The organism is Neobacillus drentensis (assembly GCF_021560175.1).
GTDB lineage: Bacteria > Bacillota > Bacilli > Bacillales > Cytobacillaceae > Neobacillus > Neobacillus drentensis_A.
Map to the genome: position 1 here is coordinate 2,448,137 of NZ_CP091110.1, position 20,384 is coordinate 2,468,520.

General features: G+C 39.6%; 19 protein-coding genes. 15 read left to right on the top strand and 4 right to left on the bottom strand.

Annotated elements, in window-relative coordinates; genetic code table 11:
* Positions 1–29: 29 nt before the first annotated feature.
* Positions 30–377 (bottom strand): hypothetical protein, encoded by a 348-nt coding sequence (locus L1999_RS11240; RefSeq protein ID WP_235743622.1) that lies wholly within the window; start codon positions 375–377, stop codon positions 30–32.
* 287 nt (positions 378–664) lie between these two features.
* Between L1999_RS11240 and L1999_RS11245 the strand changes: the two genes are divergently transcribed.
* The gene (locus L1999_RS11245) at positions 665–1,657 is read left to right on the top strand and encodes a VanW family protein (protein ID WP_235743623.1); all 993 of its coding nucleotides are present in this window, start codon (positions 665–667) and stop codon (positions 1,655–1,657) included.
* 321 nt (positions 1,658–1,978) lie between these two features.
* On the opposite strand, the gene L1999_RS11250 is transcribed toward L1999_RS11245, so the two are convergent.
* Together L1999_RS11250 and L1999_RS11255 are read right to left on the bottom strand one after the other, a co-directional pair.
* Positions 1,979–2,185 carry a DnaJ-like cysteine-rich domain-containing protein gene (locus L1999_RS11250; RefSeq protein ID WP_215046289.1) on the bottom strand — a complete coding sequence of 69 codons (207 nt, stop codon included), beginning with the start codon at positions 2,183–2,185 and terminating at the stop codon, positions 1,979–1,981.
* Between the two features lie 256 nt (positions 2,186–2,441).
* Positions 2,442–3,857, bottom strand: coding sequence for a sigma-54 interaction domain-containing protein (locus L1999_RS11255; RefSeq protein WP_235743624.1), 1,416 nt, complete (start codon positions 3,855–3,857; stop codon positions 2,442–2,444).
* A gap of 211 nt (positions 3,858–4,068) precedes the next feature.
* On the opposite strand from L1999_RS11255, the gene pruA reads away from it, so the two are divergent.
* The 11 genes from pruA to L1999_RS11310 all read left to right on the top strand — a co-directional run bounded on the left by pruA (position 4,069) and on the right by L1999_RS11310 (position 15,176).
* Positions 4,069–5,613 (top strand): L-glutamate gamma-semialdehyde dehydrogenase, encoded by a 1,545-nt coding sequence (pruA, locus tag L1999_RS11260; RefSeq protein WP_235743625.1) that lies wholly within the window; start codon positions 4,069–4,071, stop codon positions 5,611–5,613.
* Positions 5,614–5,670: 57 nt separating this feature from the next.
* Positions 5,671–6,870 carry an ornithine--oxo-acid transaminase gene (locus L1999_RS11265; RefSeq protein ID WP_235743626.1) on the top strand — a complete coding sequence of 400 codons (1,200 nt, stop codon included), beginning with the start codon at positions 5,671–5,673 and terminating at the stop codon, positions 6,868–6,870.
* 60 nt (positions 6,871–6,930) lie between these two features.
* Positions 6,931–8,196: a Glu/Leu/Phe/Val family dehydrogenase gene (locus L1999_RS11270; protein ID WP_235744320.1), complete on the top strand. Its 1,266-nt coding sequence runs from the start codon at positions 6,931–6,933 to the stop codon at positions 8,194–8,196.
* 53 nt (positions 8,197–8,249) lie between these two features.
* Complete coding sequence (locus tag L1999_RS11275) at positions 8,250–8,504, top strand: biotin/lipoyl attachment domain-containing protein (protein WP_345790891.1); 255 nt, start codon at positions 8,250–8,252, stop codon at positions 8,502–8,504.
* 317 nt (positions 8,505–8,821) lie between these two features.
* Complete coding sequence (locus L1999_RS11280; protein ID WP_235743628.1) at positions 8,822–10,264, top strand: amino acid permease; 1,443 nt, start codon at positions 8,822–8,824, stop codon at positions 10,262–10,264.
* 90 nt (positions 10,265–10,354) lie between these two features.
* Positions 10,355–10,528: a hypothetical protein gene (locus L1999_RS11285; protein WP_215046277.1), complete on the top strand. Its 174-nt coding sequence runs from the start codon at positions 10,355–10,357 to the stop codon at positions 10,526–10,528.
* A 125-nt stretch (positions 10,529–10,653) separates the two neighbouring features.
* Positions 10,654–11,001: a PadR family transcriptional regulator gene (locus L1999_RS11290; RefSeq protein ID WP_215046275.1), complete on the top strand. Its 348-nt coding sequence runs from the start codon at positions 10,654–10,656 to the stop codon at positions 10,999–11,001.
* The gene (locus L1999_RS11295; RefSeq protein ID WP_235743629.1) at positions 10,982–11,620 is read left to right on the top strand and encodes an HAAS signaling domain-containing protein; all 639 of its coding nucleotides are present in this window, start codon (positions 10,982–10,984) and stop codon (positions 11,618–11,620) included. Before L1999_RS11290 ends, L1999_RS11295 begins: the two co-directional genes overlap by 20 nt.
* 72 nt (positions 11,621–11,692) lie before the next feature.
* Positions 11,693–13,153, top strand: coding sequence for a DUF4153 domain-containing protein (locus L1999_RS11300; RefSeq protein ID WP_235743630.1), 1,461 nt, complete (start codon positions 11,693–11,695; stop codon positions 13,151–13,153).
* Positions 13,154–13,293: 140 nt separating this feature from the next.
* Positions 13,294–14,169, top strand: coding sequence for an ABC transporter permease subunit (locus L1999_RS11305; RefSeq protein ID WP_235743631.1), 876 nt, complete (start codon positions 13,294–13,296; stop codon positions 14,167–14,169).
* Positions 14,166–15,176 carry an ABC transporter permease subunit gene (locus L1999_RS11310; protein WP_235743632.1) on the top strand — a complete coding sequence of 337 codons (1,011 nt, stop codon included), beginning with the start codon at positions 14,166–14,168 and terminating at the stop codon, positions 15,174–15,176. Before L1999_RS11305 ends, L1999_RS11310 begins: the two co-directional genes overlap by 4 nt.
* Before the next feature lie 76 nt (positions 15,177–15,252).
* On the opposite strand, the gene L1999_RS11315 is transcribed toward L1999_RS11310, so the two are convergent.
* The gene (locus L1999_RS11315; protein WP_235743633.1) at positions 15,253–16,044 is read right to left on the bottom strand and encodes a TIGR00266 family protein; all 792 of its coding nucleotides are present in this window, start codon (positions 16,042–16,044) and stop codon (positions 15,253–15,255) included.
* A gap of 482 nt (positions 16,045–16,526) precedes the next feature.
* On the opposite strand from L1999_RS11315, the gene L1999_RS11320 reads away from it, so the two are divergent.
* From L1999_RS11320 to L1999_RS11330, 3 genes are all read left to right on the top strand, one after another.
* Positions 16,527–17,888 carry an IS1182 family transposase gene (locus L1999_RS11320; protein WP_235740079.1) on the top strand — a complete coding sequence of 454 codons (1,362 nt, stop codon included), beginning with the start codon at positions 16,527–16,529 and terminating at the stop codon, positions 17,886–17,888.
* Between the two features lie 341 nt (positions 17,889–18,229).
* Positions 18,230–19,975, top strand: a complete 1,746-nt coding sequence (locus tag L1999_RS11325) for a SulP family inorganic anion transporter (protein WP_235743634.1) — start codon at positions 18,230–18,232, stop codon at positions 19,973–19,975.
* A gap of 19 nt (positions 19,976–19,994) precedes the next feature.
* A complete protein-coding gene (locus tag L1999_RS11330) occupies positions 19,995–20,351 on the top strand; it encodes an ArsR/SmtB family transcription factor (protein WP_215046265.1) in 357 nt (118 codons plus the stop codon).
* The last annotated feature ends 33 nt before the right edge of the window (positions 20,352–20,384 follow it).

Here is a 20,384-nt window from a genome sequence, read left to right on the forward strand (position 1 = left end):
AACTGCCCTTTTTGCTTTTTGAGGTTCTATTATTCCTTTTCTTTTTCCTTCTTCTTATCCGGCTTTTTGTCACTTAAGGAACGATAAATTTGTGTATACATACTGCCTTGTTCAATATTTTCAAGAAAGAAGGGACCGATTAGCTCTATGTATTCATCGTCTTCAAACATTTTTTTATTTTGTAATTCCATTTCTGCTAATCCCTCATAAATGGAGAGGAGGGCGTAAGTATGATCCTCTCCTGATATAGGGGTCAGGATCTCGACCTTGTGATCATAATTTTCGGTTCTAAACTTTTTAATTTCCCTTAAATTATCTATTCCTTCTTTAAACTTATCTTGTTTAATGACAAACGTCTGATGGACATATACAGACATTAAAGCACCTCCTATAAATGAACAAACCTAGGTATTACTATTTACCTTTCTCGTTTATTTATTCAAGATTTTTAGTGCGGAAAATTATTTTCTTCATGACATCAGAAAAGTCATCTTATTACTAGGAAAAAGTGATAGAATGAACCCATGTCAAATGTAGGAAAGTGGAAATAAAAATGGAATAAATAGGATTATGAATGAAACCAAATTAGGGGATATTCGTCAAATCATATAGTAATAGATTAAGAGGATCATTCAAACGAAATAACGAGTAAAGTTGGGGGAAAATGAAAAAGATTACTAGAATCATCACCATTTTATTGGCAGGCTGTTTAATAGGTTTAGCTGGTTGTTCAGAGCAGACAACAAAAGAAAAAGAAGCGCATGCGGCAGGTCCGCAAAATAGTCCAAAAGAGAAACAATTGAAGGCAGAGAAGAAAAGGAAAGTGGAAAAACCGGTTTTTGTAAATCTGATCGATCCGAATACCAAACGTGTAATTAAAACTTTAAAACCAAAAGAAATGGGCTATGGCTCAGATGATGAAAAATATAAGGCTCAATTAGCCGAAGTAACGAGGGAATTGGCGCGGGGTACAAACGATACGCCTGGATATGACAAAAGAATGATCCTCGACAAGCTTGATGAAAATGGACAGATAATTAAAGGTTCACCGCAAACGATCTTGGAAGAGGAAGAACTGACCGATAAAATCATCCAAGCCTCTTTAAAAGGCGGTGACGTTGAAATCCCGTTGTATGTGACAGCAAGCGGCTACAAGCCTGAGGAGGCAGCTCAGTTGGGAGAGGTAGTCGTTGCATCTTATACGACCCACTTTAATAGCGGCGTGGCTGGCAGGTCGAAAAATATTGCATTATCGGCTGAGGCGATTGATCATGTTATCCTTGGTGCCGGAGACTCCTTTTCCTTTAACACCACTGTAGGCCCAAGTGATGCTGAGCATGGCTATCAACCTGCACCGGAAGCCCTTGATGGAAAGCTAGTGGACGGAATTGGCGGCGGCATTTGTCAAACCTCGTCCACCTTGTATAACGCAATTGATAAATTAGCTGTTAGTTATATTGAAAAACATCATCACTCTCTGCATGTGGGCTATGTCCCAACTGGAAGGGATGCAACGGTTTCTTATGGCGGTTACGATTTTCGATTTAAAAATACGACTGGTGTGCCCCTTATGATAAAGTCAACTATCAGGAGAGGATCCCTCACGGTTGAAATTAGAACCGCGAGGGTTTATCAAAATCTAGTTAAAAAGAGTTAAAAGATAAAGAGGCTGACCCAAATAGTGGTTGATAAATAATTTTTGCACACTCTGTTGATGGGAGCGGAAGGCGCGCAGACTCCTCGAAAATGCTATCGCATTTCCTTCGTGCGTGGGTGGATTCGAAGATGAAAATTCAAAGTCCTGCGGGAGTACGGGGCAGGGGAGACCCCGCAGGAGCGAAGCGACGAGGAGGCTCCCCGTACCGCTCGCGCCTGGAGCGGAAATCAACAGACTAGTTCAATGTGAAATAAAGAAGGTGCCACTAAAAGTTATACTTTTGGGACACCTTCTTTATTTCTTTTATCTTTTCCTTACCAACTACCTCATTTCTTCCCAATCAACATATTGACCACTGCCTTGGCATCCAGGGCATTCAAATGAATTAAAGTAGGCAAACTCATTATAAGGATATACCGTATATCCTCTACCCTCACAATCAGGGCATTTGCCTTGGTCTTTCATCGTAGAGACATGATTTTGATACCTTGCCTCTTTCCATTGATTAAATGAGTTGAGTAGTCCCATTTTCTTCACCTCATTGTTTTTTCTTAGTATGGGGGAAAAATGGAATATTTATGCTTGTATGTTTTATTATTAAAAAGGGTAATTTTACAAAAATGTTGATAGATCTCATTTTGCTCCTGCTATATTATATGAAATAGCTTCCCAGAAAGTGAGTCTTGCGTTATTATGCTTGTACAAAATTTTTAAAAAAATAACGAACTTTGGGCCGTTAAAGTCCAAAGTTCGTTCTCCTCAGCCTGCTTTTGTATGGCGACTCTTAATTATTTACCTCAAGATTTAATTTCTTTAATCGATACTGTAAGCTCTGACGGCTTAACCCCAGCAACTTGGCCGTTTTGGAAATATTAAACTCGTTCTTCTTGAGTACATGCTCAATATAGGTCTTTTCAAATAACTCCATTTGCTCTTTTAAAGGAACAGTAACATCCCCCGTTTCTTTCATAAACGTATCAACTGTTGAAATGGGCATCATTCGTTCTTTCATCTGCATTTTGTTTCGATACTGATATGGCAAATGACGGTACATGATAAATTCTTCACCATCCATCATGATATTCATGGCTGCTTCAATAATATGCTCGAGTTCACGTACATTTCCATGCCAATCATATTCAAAGAATGAGTGTTTGACCTCCTCAGATAAGCCTTTTACTTGCATTTGAAATCGGTCATTATACTTTTCTATAAAATGCTCTACTAATAACGGAATATCTTCTTTACGATCATTTAAAGGTGGAACAAAGATTGTTACAACTCCAAGCCGATAATATAAATCTTTTCGCATCCGATTATTAGCAACCGCATCAATCGGATCCTCATTCATATTAGCGATGACCCTGACATCTACAGGTGTGTCCTTTGTATCTCCGATCCGTCTAATCATTTTCTCTTGAAGGACTCGAAGCAGTTTTGCTTGCAGGTTCATATTTAAGGAGTTAATTTCATCAAGCAGCAGAGTGCCGCCGTTCGCTTGTTCAAATAACCCCGGAGTATCCATAGCCCCTGTGAAGGCCCCGCGTTTGGTCCCGAACAGAAGACTCTCAATTAGATTATCTGGTAAAGCCGCGCAATTCTGCGAAATAAAAGGTCCGGATAAGCGCTCACTTGCGTTGTGAATACTTTGGGCGAAGAGTTCTTTACCCGTTCCGGTATCACCAACAATCAATACATAGGAAGAAGTTCTTGTCGCACGTTTAGCCGATTCTATTACTTCTTTTATAGCAGGACTGGTCCCGATTATATGATCAAACGTGTATTTAGTACTTCCTTTCGTCATGTTGCCTTTTATTAAACGTTCGAGTTTTGTTACATCGTTAGCAATTTCCACGGCACCCTGTAGTTCTTTATTAGAAAAAATCGGGATTGTGTTGTTAATAGTGGTAATTTCTCGTCCTTTATTATTAAAATAAGTCTGTTTTACATTACTCGTTTCTTTTCCCTCTTGGAGCGCTTTTACTAGTGTACTAGATTGGTCGTCTTTAAACATAAACACGTCCAGAAGGTTTTTATCGATAACATCCTGGAGATCCATCGATTCCATTTGCATCATTTTTTTATTATAAATAATGGTTTTACCAGAATCATCGACGGCATGGACTCCCACATCGATTTCGTCCAAAATCCTCTTATACATCCTTGTTAAATAGAGCAAATCAATCTTTGATTTTTCCATTTTATCTATTCCCCTTGTTTTTCCTATATGTATCTATTAAAGCAAAGAAAATCTCTTAATGCAAAATAATTTTGCTGTTTTATTTAAAAATTTTAAATATATGCAAAAATTATTTGCTGTTAATACCATAGAAAAGCTATTAAACTGCAAAATTCAAGTTGGCACGGAACTTGCAATATACTTTTAATGAACAACAAAAGGGGGAAAAACAATGTATCCATACTCACATGAACCATTCACTAATTTTACGGAAGAAAAAAATATACAGGCTTTTAAAGAAGCACTTGCCTTAGTCGAAAGTGTGCTCGGAAAACACTACCCGGTTATCATTGACGGCGAACCTATCACAACAGAAGAAAAAATTCAATCAATCAATCCAGCCAATAAAGAAGAGGTGATTGGCAGCGTTTCAATGGCCAATCAAGAACTAGCTGAAAAAGCGATGCAAGCAGCCTTAGCAGCATTTGAGAACTGGAAAACATGGAGCCCAGAACATCGTGCTAATATCCTATTCCGTGCAGCTGCAATGCTTCGCCGCCGTAAACATGAATTCTCTAGCTATCTAGTAAAAGAAGCAGGGAAGCCATGGAACGAAGCAGACGCCGATACTGCTGAAGCAATTGATTTTATCGAGTTTTATGCGAGACAAATGGTAAGCATTAAAGAAGGTGTACCTGTAAAAAGCCGTGCAGGAGAATATAATCAATACAACTACATTCCGCTTGGAGTGGGAATCATCATTTCACCATTTAACTTCCCGCTTGCGATTATGGCTGGAACTACGGTTGCAGCAATTGTTTCTGGAAACACGGTTCTTTTAAAACCAGCTAATTCTACACCAATCGTTGCTGCAAAATTTGTAGAGCTGATGCATGAAGCTGGACTGCCAAAAGGAGTTTTAAACTTTGTACCTGGCAGCGGTGCTCAAATTGGTGATTACTTAGTGGATCATCCGAAAACTCGATTTGTATCGTTTACAGGTTCGCGCGAAGTAGGCTGCCGTATTTATGAACGCGCTGCAAAAGTAAATCCAGGACAAATTTGGTTAAAACGTGTGATTGCCGAGATGGGTGGTAAAGACACCGTTGTGGTCGATAGCGAAGCAGACTTGGATCTTGCTGCAGCTTCAATCGTCTACTCAGCATTTGGCTACTCCGGTCAAAAATGTTCAGCTGGTTCCCGTGCTGTTGTTCACCAAGATGTATATGATGTTGTGCTTGAAAAGGCGGTTGCGCTAACAAAAACTCTTACCCTTGGTAATCCAGAATTAAAAGAAACTTACATGGGACCAGTTATTGACGAGAGATCATTCAAAAAAATCATGAGCTATATTGAAATTGGAAAAGAAGAAGGCAGATTAATGACAGGAGGCGAAGGGGATGACTCCAAGGGTTATTTTATTCAACCAACTATCTTCGCTGACTTGGATGAGGATGCCCGCCTTATGAAGGAAGAAATTTTTGGACCAGTGGTAACCTTCTGTAAGGCGCGTGACTTTGATCATTTGATGAAAATTGCCAACAACACGGATTATGGTTTAACAGGAGCATTGATTTCAAATAACCGCGAGCACATTGAAAGAGCAAGACAAGAATTCCACGTAGGAAATCTTTATTTTAATCGTGTATGTACGGGTGCGATTGTAGGCTACCAGCCATTCGGCGGATTCAATATGTCTGGAACCGATTCAAAAGCGGGCGGACCGGATTATTTACTTCTTCATATGCAGGCGAAAACAACATCAGAAATGCTTTAAGATTATAAGGGGTGGGGGGCACTATGGTGCTCCCTAAGAATAAAGGGGGAAATGAACATGATGGTTACAACGAAAACGACGGAAATTATTGAACAAACAAATAAATATGGGGCAAATAATTATCATCCACTGCCAATCGTGATTGCGAAGGCGGAAGGGGTATGGGTGGAAAGTCCTGAAGGCAATCGTTATATGGATATGCTTAGTGCGTATTCAGCTGTAAACCAAGGGCACCGTCATCCGAAAATCATTCAAGCATTAAAAGACCAAGCAGACAGAGTAACCTTAACTTCACGTGCCTTCCATAATGATCAGCTTGGTCCTTGGTATGAAAAAATCTGCAAACTTACAAATAAAAACATGGCACTTCCGATGAATACAGGTGCAGAAGCTGTCGAAACAGCACTAAAAGCAGCGCGTCGCTGGGGTTATGATGTAAAGGGTATTGCTGAAAATCAGGCTGAAATCATTGCCTGCGATGGAAATTTCCATGGCCGGACAATGGGGGCTGTTTCATTATCCTCGGATCCAGAGTACAAACGCGGATTTGGACCAATGCTCCCAGGCATCAAATTAATTCCATATGGTGATTTAGAGGCATTAAAGGCAGCCATCACACCAAATACAGCAGCATTTTTAATGGAGCCTATTCAAGGGGAAGCAGGAATCCTATTACCTCCTGAAGGATTCTTAAAACAAGCTTCTGAATTGTGTAAAGAAAATAATGTATTATTTATCGCTGACGAAATTCAAGTTGGTTTGGCTCGTACAGGAAAAATGTTTGCCTGTGATTGGGAAGATGTTGAGCCAGATATGCTGATATTAGGAAAAGCACTTGGAGGCGGGGTATTCCCAATCTCATGTGTTGTTGCCAACTCGGACGTATTAAGTGTATTTAATCCAGGTTCTCACGGTTCCACATTTGGAGGAAATCCGCTTGCTTGTGCCGTATCACTTGCTGCCCTAGAGGTTATTGAGGAAGAACATCTAGCAGAACGTTCGCTTGATTTAGGAAAGTATTTCCTTGATCAATTGAAAGCGATTAGCAATCCAATCATTAAAGAGATCCGTGGAAAAGGCTTGTTTATTGGAGTGGAATTAACCGAAGAAGCAAGGCCATATTGCGAACAATTAAAAGAAGCAGGGTTATTATGTAAAGAAACGCATGATACCGTGATCCGCTTTGCACCGCCACTAATTATTACGAAAGAAGAAATTGATTGGGCTATTGAGAAAATTCAAAGCGTTTTATCATAAAATATAAGTCTAACTTAATAAGGGGTGGCATAAATGCCTGCAAATAAATTGGTTGATGAAATGTCAAAAGAACAACAAAAGGAACAAGAGTCTTTAAATTTATTTTATTCCACGCAAACCGTCATTCGAAAAGCACTTAATAAGTTAGGTTATACAAATGAAATGTATGAACTTTTAAAGGACCCGCTTCGCTTATTAACGGTTCGAATTCCTGTCAGAATGGATGACGGTACGGTTAAAGTCTTTACAGGTTACCGATCACAACATAATGATGCTGTAGGACCAACAAAAGGCGGTGTTCGGTTTCACCCAGAGGTGGATGAAGAAGAGGTAAAGGCTTTATCGATTTGGATGAGCCTAAAGTGCGGGATAACCGATCTTCCTTATGGCGGAGGGAAAGGTGGAATCATTTGTGATCCAAGACAAATGTCCTTTAGAGAGCTTGAGAGACTAAGCCGCGGCTATGTACGGGCGGTCAGCCAAATTGTTGGGCCTTCAAAAGATATTCCTGCACCAGACGTGTATACCAATTCACAAATCATGGCCTGGATGATGGATGAGTACAGCCGTTTACGTGAGTTTGACTCACCAGGTTTTATTACAGGAAAGCCATTAGTCCTTGGAGGATCAAAAGGCCGTGAGACGGCAACAGCTGCTGGTGTGACAATCTGTATAGAAGAAGCGGTTAAAAAGAGAGGCATCGAATTAAAAGGCTCACGTGTTGTCATTCAAGGCTTTGGAAATGCTGGCAGTTATCTTGCAAAATTTATGCATGATGCCGGTGCAAAGGTAGTAGCTGTTTCAGATGTATACGGCGGGGTCTACGATTCAAATGGACTAGATATTGATTTCTTGCTTGATAGAAGAGATAGCTTTGGTACTTTCTCGCAATTATTTACTAACACGATTACCAATCAAGAACTGTTAGAGTTAGATTGTGACATACTTGTCCCTGCGGCAATCTCAAACCAGATAACCGCGCAAAATGCCGCCAATATTAAGGCTTCGATTGTTGTGGAAGCTGCTAATGGGCCGACCACATTGGAGGCAACCACAATCTTAACGGAACGAGGTGTCTTGCTTGTTCCCGATATTTTGGCAAGTGCCGGCGGTGTAACGGTTTCCTATTTTGAATGGGTTCAAAACAATCAAGGCTATTACTGGTCGGAGGAAGAAGTGGCTGAAAAGCTAGTAAAGGTAATGACTAAGTCCTTCGAAACGATCTATGAAACGGCCAAGGCACATCAAGTAGATATGCGCCTAGCAGCCTATATGGTCGGGATCAGAAAAGTAGCAGAGGCCTCTAGCTTCCGTGGCTGGGTATAGAAGAATGATTTCGTTTTGTCAATACGAAATTCAAGATATGAGGAGTGAACAATTTGTTAAAGATTGAAGAAACTGTTTACAGTCCATGTTCTGGTACCGTTGAAAAAGTATTAACAGAAAAAGACAGCCATGTATATGAATGGGAGAGGCTGTTTTTAATTAAAGCTCACAACGGTAAAATTGAAGAGATTTCGGTTGGCATAAGCGGACATATCACTTCGTTAAATGTGAAGGATGGCCAAAAAGTGGATACTGAAACTGCCTTGGCAGTGATAGAGGACGATTTAATTATTACGGGTAGTGACTGATCAAGGAACCCCCTTTCCTTAAGCTGGAAAGGGGGTTTTTGCATCAATATGCAAAATTTTTATCAAGGATGCCAAAAAAATTGGCGGTTCAGGTCAAAAAATGTTCACATTTAAGCGTTTTATGTTTGGCACAAAAATTGCAATATAATGATTGGAAAAGTGAAAAAATTAAAAAGATTTAGTTGTTCGTAAAAGGTAGGTCGGCTAAGATCTTTTTATCAACTGGAAGTGTTCCTGTTGAATGTTTACTTTCCAGGTTGGAATGGGATGGGGAAATATTGTAAGCGTATTCTCGAATAGAAAAAGGGGGAAACTTAATGAATTTACAAGAAAACAACACCACACATGAATTAAAACGAACGATGAAGTCGCGGCATCTATTCATGATTTCTTTAGGAGGGGTTATTGGTTCAGGACTTTTCTTGGGTTCTGGCTATACGATTAGTCAGGCCGGTCCAATGGGAGCGATTCTTTCTTACGTTATCGGCGGCTTTATAATGTTCTTAACGATGCTTTGCTTAGGGGAATTATCGGTCGCAATGCCGGTTTCCGGGTCATTTCAAACCTACACCACAAAGTTTATAGGTCCTGGCACAGGGTTTGCACTAGGCTGGCTGTATTGGCTAGGCTGGTCCGTAACCGTTGCATTGGAGTTACTTTCTGCCGGCCAGCTCATGCAAAGATGGTTTCCTGATTCACCTGTTTGGATATGGTGTGCGATTTTTGCCATCGTTCTTTTTTCCCTTAACGCACTTTCTGCCCGTGCATTTGGCGAAACAGAATTTTGGTTCTCGAGCATTAAAATTTTCGCAATCTTAGCATTCATTGTTCTGGGCGGCGCTGCTATGTTTGGGTTAATCAGTTTGAAGGGTGGACAACCCGCGCCATTTTTATCCAACTTCACTGCCCATGGTTTGTTACCTCATGGTATTACCGCCCTTTTAATTACAATGATAACCGTTAACTTTTCGTTTCAAGGAACAGAACTTATTGGGATTGCCGCAGGAGAAAGCGAAGAACCCGAGAAAACGATTCCAAGGTCGATTAAACAAACCGTTTGGCGTACATTGTTTTTCTTTGTCTTAGCCATTTTTGTTTTAGCAAGCTTAATCCCAATGAAACAAGCAGGGGTTGTCGAAAGCCCATTTGTTGTCGTATTTGACAGTATCGGTATTCCATATGCAGCCGATATTATGAACTTTGTTATCTTAACTGCGTTACTTTCAGTTGCTAACTCAGGCCTTTATGCCGCAACAAGGATGTTGTATGCGATGTCAAAAGAGAAGATGGCAAGTGAAGGGTTGGCAAAAGTCAATAAACAAGGGGTTCCGTTTAACGCGCTTGTTTTAACCATTGGAATTGCACTTCTATCATTATTATCAGGCTTTTTTGCCGAAGAAACAGTTTTTGTTTGGCTGTTATCTGTGGCTGGACTGGGTGCACAGGTTGGCTGGATTTCGATTACAGCTTCCCAAATTGCCTTCCGCAGGAAATTTATTCGTGAAGGCGGAAAAGTTGAGGACTTAAAGTTTAGAACACCACTATTCCCAATCTTGCCGATTATTGGTTTAACCTTAAACTGTCTGGTTTTGACAAGTTTAGCGTTTGATTCTGAACAGCGTCTGGCCCTATATTTAGGCGTTCCTTTTGTTGTAGCCTGTTATATAATTTACCATTTTAAAATCAAAAAGAACCGCGAAATGGAACGGGGGGCTGTACAGGAATTAAATCTAAATGAAAATAAAAAAATGATTATCTAAATCAAATCAACAGCGTTTGGCTCCGTCCAAGCGCTTTTGTTTTGGGATAAAGTAACTGAAAAAAAGAATACTATGAAAGAGGTGATTGTTATGAAAGATTGGAATGAACAGGCCGCCCCCAATAATAATTTAGCACCGAAGACGTTAAAAACAGGCGAATTTGTCGGGAAAGTACCAGATCACGAATTTTCCGAGGAATTATCTGATGGCGGCGAGCGAGATCAATTCATTCAAAGACAGAAAAAGAATTTAAAAATGAAATAACGATTGGACAGGTGACGAACATTTCGTCACTTTTATTTTTTGAAAAAGTGGTAAAACCTACTTTACAAAGAAGCAAAATAGCTATAGAATTTCTATGTACCTAAAAATTCTAGGTAGGTGAAAATATGTTTAATCGTGAATTGGTAAAAGGGAGCACTTCCCTAATCCTTCTGCAATTATTAAATGAGCGCGATATGTATGGCTATGAATTAGTAAAAGAGTTAGAACAGCGCAGTGACAATGGGCTAAGCGTAAAGGAAGGCACTTTATATCCGGCGCTTCATAAACTTGAAAAACAGGAATACATTGAATGCTATTGGGTGGAACAGGAAAAGGGACCAGCACGTAAGTACTATCGGATCACCGATGGTGGAAGAGACTTGTTAGGCGAGAAAACGCGGGAATGGCAGGATTTTGTTAAAGTAATGAACAAGGTAATAGGGAGATCAACACATGGAACGGCCGAAGAATGATTTTCTTAGACAATTAGATAAAGGGCTTGGCAGCCATCAAGAGAGGCAGAGTATCCTTCTAGAATATGAATCCCACATTGATGAAATTCTGCTGGAGTCTTTTGATTGTTCAACAGAAGAGCAAGTGATGGACCGACTTGTATCGAGGCTCGGATGCCCTGCGGAAATTGCCGCGATGTGGCAGGAAGAGTTGTCGGTTACTCCTAGTAATATGAAGTGGCTCTTTATTTTCCTAAACATAGTCTTTTTTGGCGGCGGAAGTATGATTACACTCGCACATAATCTTTATGAATGGAGCTGGTTAACGGCCCTTTGGGGTCAATTAACATCCATTCGAACCTTAATTGCTTTTTTATACCTGTTTTTCTGGGCCTTACTTGGGTATGAAATTGGCAAGGGCTTTGGACATGGAGGACGGAGACTTTTAAGAAAAACTTTCTTATTATCTTTGATTCCAAATATCATACTGATGATTTTGACAGTATTTGAAATTATTCCGCATTCTTGGTTCGCGCCACTTCTAACAAAAACCTTTATTATTGCTTGTATCATTTTTACGATTATTCTTTATCCGGTTAGCTGGCTGGGATACCGGTGGGGAAGGAAAGCTTCGATATAAGCAGTTTTTTTTGCTTATATACCTAGTAAAACTATATATATAGAATTTCTATACAAAGGTGAGGGATACACAATGGAAATAAACGTAAACAAAAAAGATTGGCTGTTTTTATTATTATGCTTGCTGCTTGGAGTTTTAGCGGAAGAATCTTTTTTCCGAGGTTTAATTGGAATTTCATATCTTATCTTTATCATGGCGTTTTATGCAGTATTTTTTTGGAGATACAAACGCTTTTCCTTTTCCCACCAACGCTTAGGCTATCTGGTTTTAATCTGTATTTGGTTATTATCCGCGGGTTATGTATTGAATGAAAATATCCTTTTTTACATTTTGAATATCGTGGGGATACCAGTATTGGTTATCTTTCATCTTGTGTTAGTAACCAGCCCAAAACATTTCCGTTGGAACCAGCCGACATTTATTCTTTATATCTGCAAAAAACTTATTGGCGCTATAAAATATAATGTGGCATTTACGGCATCATTGGGAAAATCTGCAAAGAACGGTGTTGACGATCATAAGCTCTTAGTTTGGAAAAAGATCTTAATTGGGGTTGTTATTTCTTTACCTGTTCTAGCCGTCGTATTGCAGCTGTTGATGAAAGCTGATAGCCAGTTTGCGCTGATGGTTGGAGGTATTCCCAATCTGTTTCGAGTGGTTGATGCTGAAGGGGTCATGAGACTGGTCGTTGTTCTAATTTGTATGGGTGCTTTCTTTGGATTGATGCAAGTGCTAGTAAAAAAACAAGTCGAAGCCATGAACCAGCAGGTTTGGCAGGCATCGGTAAAGCTTGATACGATTATTTCGGTAACCGTTCTGGTCTTAATTAATCTGGTTTATATCCTATTTACGATCGTTCAATTTAGATATTTCTTCAGCGGCAGCCTGCAAGGGGATTATACTTACGCAGAATATGCAAGAAAAGGTTTTTTTGAACTGCTTTTTGTGACGCTGATCAATTTATCAATCACCATCGTGGTTCTATCGTTTGGTGAGAGCGGGAAAAATGGAATCAGAAGAATGAGGCAGGTGTTGCTGACCATTCTTGTTCTTTCGAGCGCAGTTATGCTTAGCTCCGCCTTCTTACGATTAGGAATGTATGAGGAAGCCTATGGATTTACCTTCACTAGGGTTTTAGTTCATTCCTTTATGATCTTTCTGGTTGTCATTTTTACCTATACATTGGTCAAAATTTGGGTGGAAAAACTGTCCCTGTTTCACTTTTATTTTATCACGGCGTTGATTTACTATACGACTATAAACGTTATGGATCTGGACCGAATAGTGGTTAAGGAAAATATCAGCCGTTTTGAAGAAACCGGTAAAATTGATGCGTACTACTTAAGTAGTTTATCGGCAACTGGGGTGCTTGGATTAGTAGAATTATATAAACGCGGTGAATCCATTCCTCAATTAGAAAAAATATTACGTGATAAGAAACTCGAATCCCGAGCGGAAAGTCATACTTGGCAATCTTATAATCTAAAAAGAGAACAAGTTTCGGAAAAATTAAACGAACTTCCAATTAAGTAGTTTTTGGTTTCGTGGCATGCATAAACTATGCATGCTTTTTTCAGTTACCAGATTTTGAATTGAGAATATTAGGAAAAATAGGTTACAATGGATAAAGGAAAATTTAGGGAAATACAAAATTATAAGGGATGGGGGATGAAATGAAACGGTTATTCCGTATAGTAATTAGGATTGTACTAATACTAGTAAGTTTTCTTGTTGTCTTTAATTTACCCTCTTTATTAGGGATAGGAACAGACAGAGTTCAAATCCATTTCCATACCTTTTGGAGCAATGTTCGATATGATTTTCATAGTCTTATCACGATAAATGATCCAAGATATTGGGAGTTCCTCCATACGGTAGACATAGTGGAAAGCTACCGTTATACGATGACCATATTATTGCTAAGTTTTATAATAGTCATCATTTTAGCCGTGTCCATGGCTATTGTTGTGATTCTTTCACCGCCCAAAGTGAGGAACGGTTTAAAAAATATTGTCAATTTTTTTGAGGGAGTACCAGATTTACTAATTATTTTTTTATTTATGTTTTTTGTAATAACCCTTTATAAAACAACTGGTTTGAAATTTTTACAACTTTATGGGGTTTTCGGAAATAAACCTTATTTTGTGCCTATTATGACAGTCTCGTTTTTACCATTATTTTTAATGTTACAATTTTTAATCAAAATCATTACGGATGAACAAACAGAGCCCTATGTGGAATATGCAAAAGCGAAAGGAATCGGGCAAGTCAGGGTACTGCTTATCCATATTTTGAGGAACATTTTTCCGCTTGCCATCGTGCAATTAAGGACGATTGTCTGGGTATTATTATCCAATATTTATTTAGTAGAAGCGATCTTAAATATCAATGGGTTTAATCAACAATTATTAAAAGTAGTTTCTTTAGGTGGGAATATAACGACCCTTGTTATCTTCTTACTGATGTTAACGTTTCCCATGCTGGTTATTGAAACAGTGGGCTGGTACTTATCGACAAGGATGATAGGAAAGGAGGAAGCAAATAGATGAAGATGTTTCGAAAAACCATAATGGGGTCCAGCATTTTGTTCGTCCTGTTAATGCTTAGTCTTTTTTATCCTTGTTATGGTCCGATGGATTTTAATCATCAGGTAATTGTTACTAACGAACATGGCGATGTTGTTGGACGTGCACCGTTTCCTCCTTCTGGAGAACATCTGCTGGGAACGGATCGAAATGGTGAGGATATTCATTTATTGTTAGTATACGGTGCAAAGTTTACGCTGATCACGGCATTGAGCGTAGCTTTCATTAGGGTTCTTGGTGGTGGGGTTTTAGGCCTGATTCTCTCCCTTTGGGCCCCGTTTTTAAAAAGCTATATACAGGATCTGTTTATTATTTTTCGGTATATCCCATCTGTCCTTTTAGGTTTTATTTTAATGCTGCCAATCGTAGGGGACTTTACTGATGTTGCGATATCTTCTATTGTTACCTATCAAATTATTATTCTCGTTTTTATTGGGATCCCATCGGTAACGCTGTTTGCTTCAGATGTTACCGATGATCTGTTAAAAACCACCTATGTACAAAGCTCCTATTTAATGGGGGCAGGCAAACTGCATATCATCAGGCGGCAATTATGGCCGCATATCCGCTCATATGGTATCTTGTTTACAGTTCAGCAGATTATCAGTACACTGCACATTACGATGCAGCTTGGCCTATTTGGAATGTTTTTAGGAGGCCGCAACCGGGCAGGGGTTATGGGGTATGATGAACCGCCCAAGCCAGCGACTTTATCGAATGAATGGGCAGGTTTAATTGGCCAAAATTTCAGTGAATTTATCCGTGCACCATGGACGATTTTAGCTCCGATTATTGGCTACTTTGTGGTGATTGTGATCGTGAATATGATTAAAAAGGAATTAGAGGAAAATTTAGATGGACGAGAGGTACTGAAAAGGTATCGGAAAAGGAAAATAGTAAAACAGGTTTCAGTCCAACCTTCATTAGGTGATGACTTTGAATTTGTTGGCCGGAGGAAGGTGGAAGGGTAGCCTAGTTCATTTAGCCATTTGGGACGAATGGAAAACATAAAAAAGCAGGGTCCCGATTTCGACCCTGCCAGAGATATTAATCTCCATTAAACATATCAAAAATTCCACGTGCGAGACTTCCTTCATCTTTAGCGCCGCCGCGTGATGGGGCAGCAGCAAATACTCTGCTTGCCAGCCTGCTAAATGGCAGTGATTGAATCCAAACAGAACCCGGTCCTCGTAACGTTGCAAAGAACAAACCTTCACCGCCGAACAAGGCCGTCTTAACCCCTTTTACAAACTGGATATCATATTGGACATTGCTAGTCATCGCGACTAAACAACCGGTATCTACTTTTAGTGACTGGCCAGGGAGGAGCTCTTTACGAACGATTGTTCCTCCAGCGTGAACAAAACACATGCCGTCGCCTTCGAGTTTTTGCATGATGAAGCCTTCTCCGCCAAAAAAGCCGACACCGATTTTTCGTTGGAACTCAATCCCTACTTGAACCCCTTTAGCTGCTGCTAGAAAGGCATCCTTTTGACAAATGATTTTGCCGCCTAGTTCACTTAAATCCATTGGAATGATTTTACCAGGGTAGGGGGATGCGAATGAAACATGTTTTTTACCAACGCCTGTATTGGTAAAGGTAGTCATAAACAGACTCTCGCCCGTAATAATCCGTTTTCCAGCACTAAATAATTTGCCCATTAGCCCGCTGCCAGCACCGCCTGACCCATCCCCAAATATAGTTTCCATATGTATGTCATCTTCCATCATCATAAAGCTTCCTGCTTCCGCCACAACCGTCTCTTGCGGATCAAGTTCGACCTCAACGAACTGCATATCATCGCCATATATCTTAAAATCGATTTGGTGGTTATTCATCCGGATCCCTCCACATTTAAATAAAATATAAGCCTATTTTTATTATAAAAAAATTAGGAAAAAAGTGCTAATTTTAAATATAACAAATCAGGGAGCATTGTAAATTTAACAGTGTTATGCTTCAAGGTACACTAGGCTTCACCAACCGTGCCCTCCACTTTTTAAAAATGGCTGTGTTAATCTTGAATGTTGATTTCTGCTCCAGGCGGCTTGGCTTTCCGCAGGCGTGCCGGGGAGCCTCCTCGACGCTAAAGCGCCTGTGGGGTCTCCCCAGCCCCGTACTCCCGCAGGAGTCTTCGCCGCCTTCCGCTCCAATCAACGTGCTAAAATTCAACTATAACCTTTAACACAGCTTTAAAAATAAAAAAGACGCCTGTATATACAGGCGTCTCAGACTGTCGACAAATCCGAAAAAATTAAGGGTTTGTAGGCAGTCCTTTTTGTATAATTGGGATATAGATAATTTTTTTGAGGTGGATAAGATGTTAAGTAAGAATACACAGATAAATCGTGACCAATTAGAAATGATAGCTTTAGAACAACTTGTGCCGGCCAACCATTTAGTACGCAAGTTAGAAGCTTCTATTGATTTTTCATTTATCTATCCCCTGGTTCAAGAAATGTATTCTACTGAAAGAGGACGCCCAAGCATTGATCCTGTGATATTAATTAAGATGGCATTCATCCAATACACCTTCGGTATTCGATCTATGCGAAGAACTATTGAAGAAATCGAAACAAATTTGGCTTATCGTTGGTTCTTAGGCTTTGGATTTTATGATAAAGTGCCTCACTTCTCTACCTTCGGTAAAAATTACGAACGACGTTTTAAAGATACAGATTTATTTGAACAGATCTTCTATCGTATTTTGAAGGAAGCCTCTGATAAGAAATTGATTAGTAGCGAGCATGTATTTATAGATTCAACCCATGTAAAAGCAAGTGCAAATAAACATAAATTCGAGAAGAAATTAGTTAGAAAAGAAACGAAAGCATACGAAGCAAGACTACAAGAAGAGATTAATAAAGACCGTGAAGAACATGATAAAAAGCCATTTCCACCAGATAAGTTTGAGAAAGAGGAATTTAAGGAAATAAAAAAAAGTACTACTGACCCTGAGAGTGGTTATTACGTAAAAGACGAGCGTACGAAACAGTTCGCATACTCATTCCATGCGGCCGCTGATCGAAATGGTTTTGTATTAGGGGCAATTGTAACTCCTGGGAATGTCCATGATAGTGTCATTTTCGAACCACTATTGGAAAAGGTAATCGAGAAACAAGGAAAACCTTCTGCTGTTGCTGCTGATGCTGGATATAAAACACCTGCTATTGCCCAATACATATTTGAAAATGATATGACACCTGCTTTACCTTATACTCGCCCTCGTACGAAAGAGGGGTACATGAAAAAATATGAATATGTTTATGATGAATACTACGATTGTTATATCTGTCCGCAAGGACAAATATTGAAGTATGCAACTACGACGAAGGAAGGCTACCGTCAATACTTCTCTAATCCGATTGAATGTGAAAAATGTCCCTTACTTTCAAAATGCACGCAGAGTAAGGAACATAAAAAACTCATTCAGCGTCATGTCTGGGAACACCATATAGAAGAAGCCGAATATCTTCGTTCGACACAAGAGAATAAAAGCATTTACGCAAAACGCAAAGAAACCATTGAACGTGTTTTTGCAGATGCCAAGGAAAAGCATGGTATGCGTTGGACAACCTTAAGAGGCCTAAAAAAATTGTCCATGCAAGCGATGCTTACTTTTGCTGCCATGAATTTAAAAAAGATGGCCAATTGGACTTGGATAAGTCCAGAAATGGCGTAGCAATAAGCATAGGATAGGCCTAACTTTTGCTCTTACGAGCAAAAAAACAACAAAAAGACACCCAGATTGGCACATCCGGATGCCTTTTGTCTACAATCTGAGACGCCTGTATATACAGGCGTCTTTGCGTATTGAGGCGAAAAACCACACTCCACATAGTGTGCTCCAGAAAGGAATGTTTCTCGGCTTACACAACTCAGCTCATCGCTTAATCATTATAACACGATAATAATCAAGAAAACAAGTAAAACTTTTTTAAGTAAACTACTTGAATATTACTTTGTATTCCTCCATATTCAAATAATCAGATATACTAAAATAAAACGATAAGAAGGGTTACTATGTTTTTTGACAAGAGGTTCCAACATTATTCAGTAGGAAGTTTTCAAAAGGATTTGCTTTCAGGCTTAATTGTAGGTGTGATTGCAATTCCTTTGGGGATGGCGTTTGCCATTGCTTCAGGAGTGAAGCCGGAATATGGAATCTATACGACGATCGTAGCTGGGATTCTAATCTCCCTTCTTGGCGGTTCAAAATACCAAATCGGTGGACCAACTGGAGCGTTTATCCCGATTTTATTTGGAATCGTCATGTCATATGGTTATGAAAATCTTCTTATCGCAGGATTTATGGCGGGGATTATTTTAACACTAATGGGGATATTCCGATTAGGCTCATTAATAAAATGGATCCCTAGACCCGTAACAATCGGATTTACAGCAGGAATAGCCGTTACGATTTTCACTGGACAAATTGCTAGTTTTCTAGGATTAACAGGAATCAAAAAACATGAAGAATTTATTCTCAACGTAAAGGAAATCTTTGTTCACTTAGACTCAATCAATCTATTTAGTCTGCTTACGGCAGGGGTTTGTTTAATGATGGTAGTAGTAACGCCAAAAGTTGCGCCAAAAATTCCTGGTCCGTTAATTGGACTTTTGGTTTCAACACTTGTGGCTGCAGTATTTTATCCAGGTCAAGTTGCAACAATCGGTACAGCATATGGGGAAATTCCTAGTACATTACCACAGATACATGTACCTGAACTTAATCTGGACCTAATCACAAAGCTGTTAAAGCCGGCGTTTGTGATTGCGATGCTTGGAGGAATCGAATCCCTTCTTTCTGCTGTTGTAGCTGACGGAATGACCAATAGCCGCCATAACAGTAATAAAGAATTGATAGGTCAAGGGATAGCAAACATGATTACCCCGCTTTTTGGCGGTATTCCAGCCACGGGGGCATTAGCACGGACTGCGACAAATATTAAAAACGGAGCAGTTTCCCCGTTCTCCGGTATGATTCATGGCATCGTGGTTCTACTTGTTTTAATATTCGTTGCCCCAAAGGCATCTTATATACCACTTGCGAGTATGGCGCCCATCTTAATGGTGGTTGCTTGGAATATGAGCGAACGAAAGGTATTTGCTCACATTGTGAAAACAAGATCAACGGATTCAATCGTGCTTTTGGTTACCTTTTTCCTTACCGTATTTGTGAACCTAACAACAGCCGTTGAAATTGGGTTAGTCATGTCTGCGATACTGTTTGTGAAACGAATGAGTGATGTGACTACGACGGCAAAGGCGCTGCCTAATCCACAGAATCGACAAGGAAAAGTTGAAACATCCATGGTTACTGATACTCACGATTGCCCGCAAATTAGTATCTTTAATGTGGAGGGACCGTTATTCTTTGGAGCAGCTCAAACATTTGAGAAGACCATTATGGAAACCATTAACTATCGCCCTAAAATCCTTCTTTTGCGGATGAGCAAGGTACCGTTAATGGATACAACCGGTGAAGCCATCCTTGCAAGCATTGTGAAACATTTTGCCAAAAGTGGTATAGTGTTGGTATCAGGATTGAATTCACAGCCGGAAAATGTTCTTAGAAAGACAGGTCTATTTGATTTAATTGGGCAGGACCATTTTTTTGAACATACAGGGGATGCTATTCAATATGGATTATCACAGATAAATGAAAATAAATGCCTTGGCTGCAAGCATTTTGCTTTTAGAGAATGTAAACAACTATCAACAAAAGAGGTTGTGGAAAATCGGGCAAAATTAACAGCCACCTTTTAAGATAAGAGGAAGTGATGATTTGAATTTAGAGATGCAGCAATTTAAAGCAGAATTTTTCAAGGCACTTGCCCATCCATTAAGAATCCGAATATTGGAGCTGCTGGCAGAAGGGGATAAGAATGTTAATGAAATTCAAACCCTTGTTGGAAGCGAAGGTTCTGCTGTGTCACAGCAGCTGACCATTTTACGGGCGAAAAATATTGTTTCAGGTACAAAGGAAGGAAATAAGGTCATTTATACATTGAAGGATCCTATGATTATTGAACTGCTGGCCGTTGCCCGCCAAATTTTTAATAATCATTTAGTCGATACGATTACCATCCTCGATAAGTTTAAGGAAGAGGAAGAAGAAGTCCTGCCACAGCCGAAGATTTAATGTCTTCGGCTATTTTTATGGATTTAAAGGGAA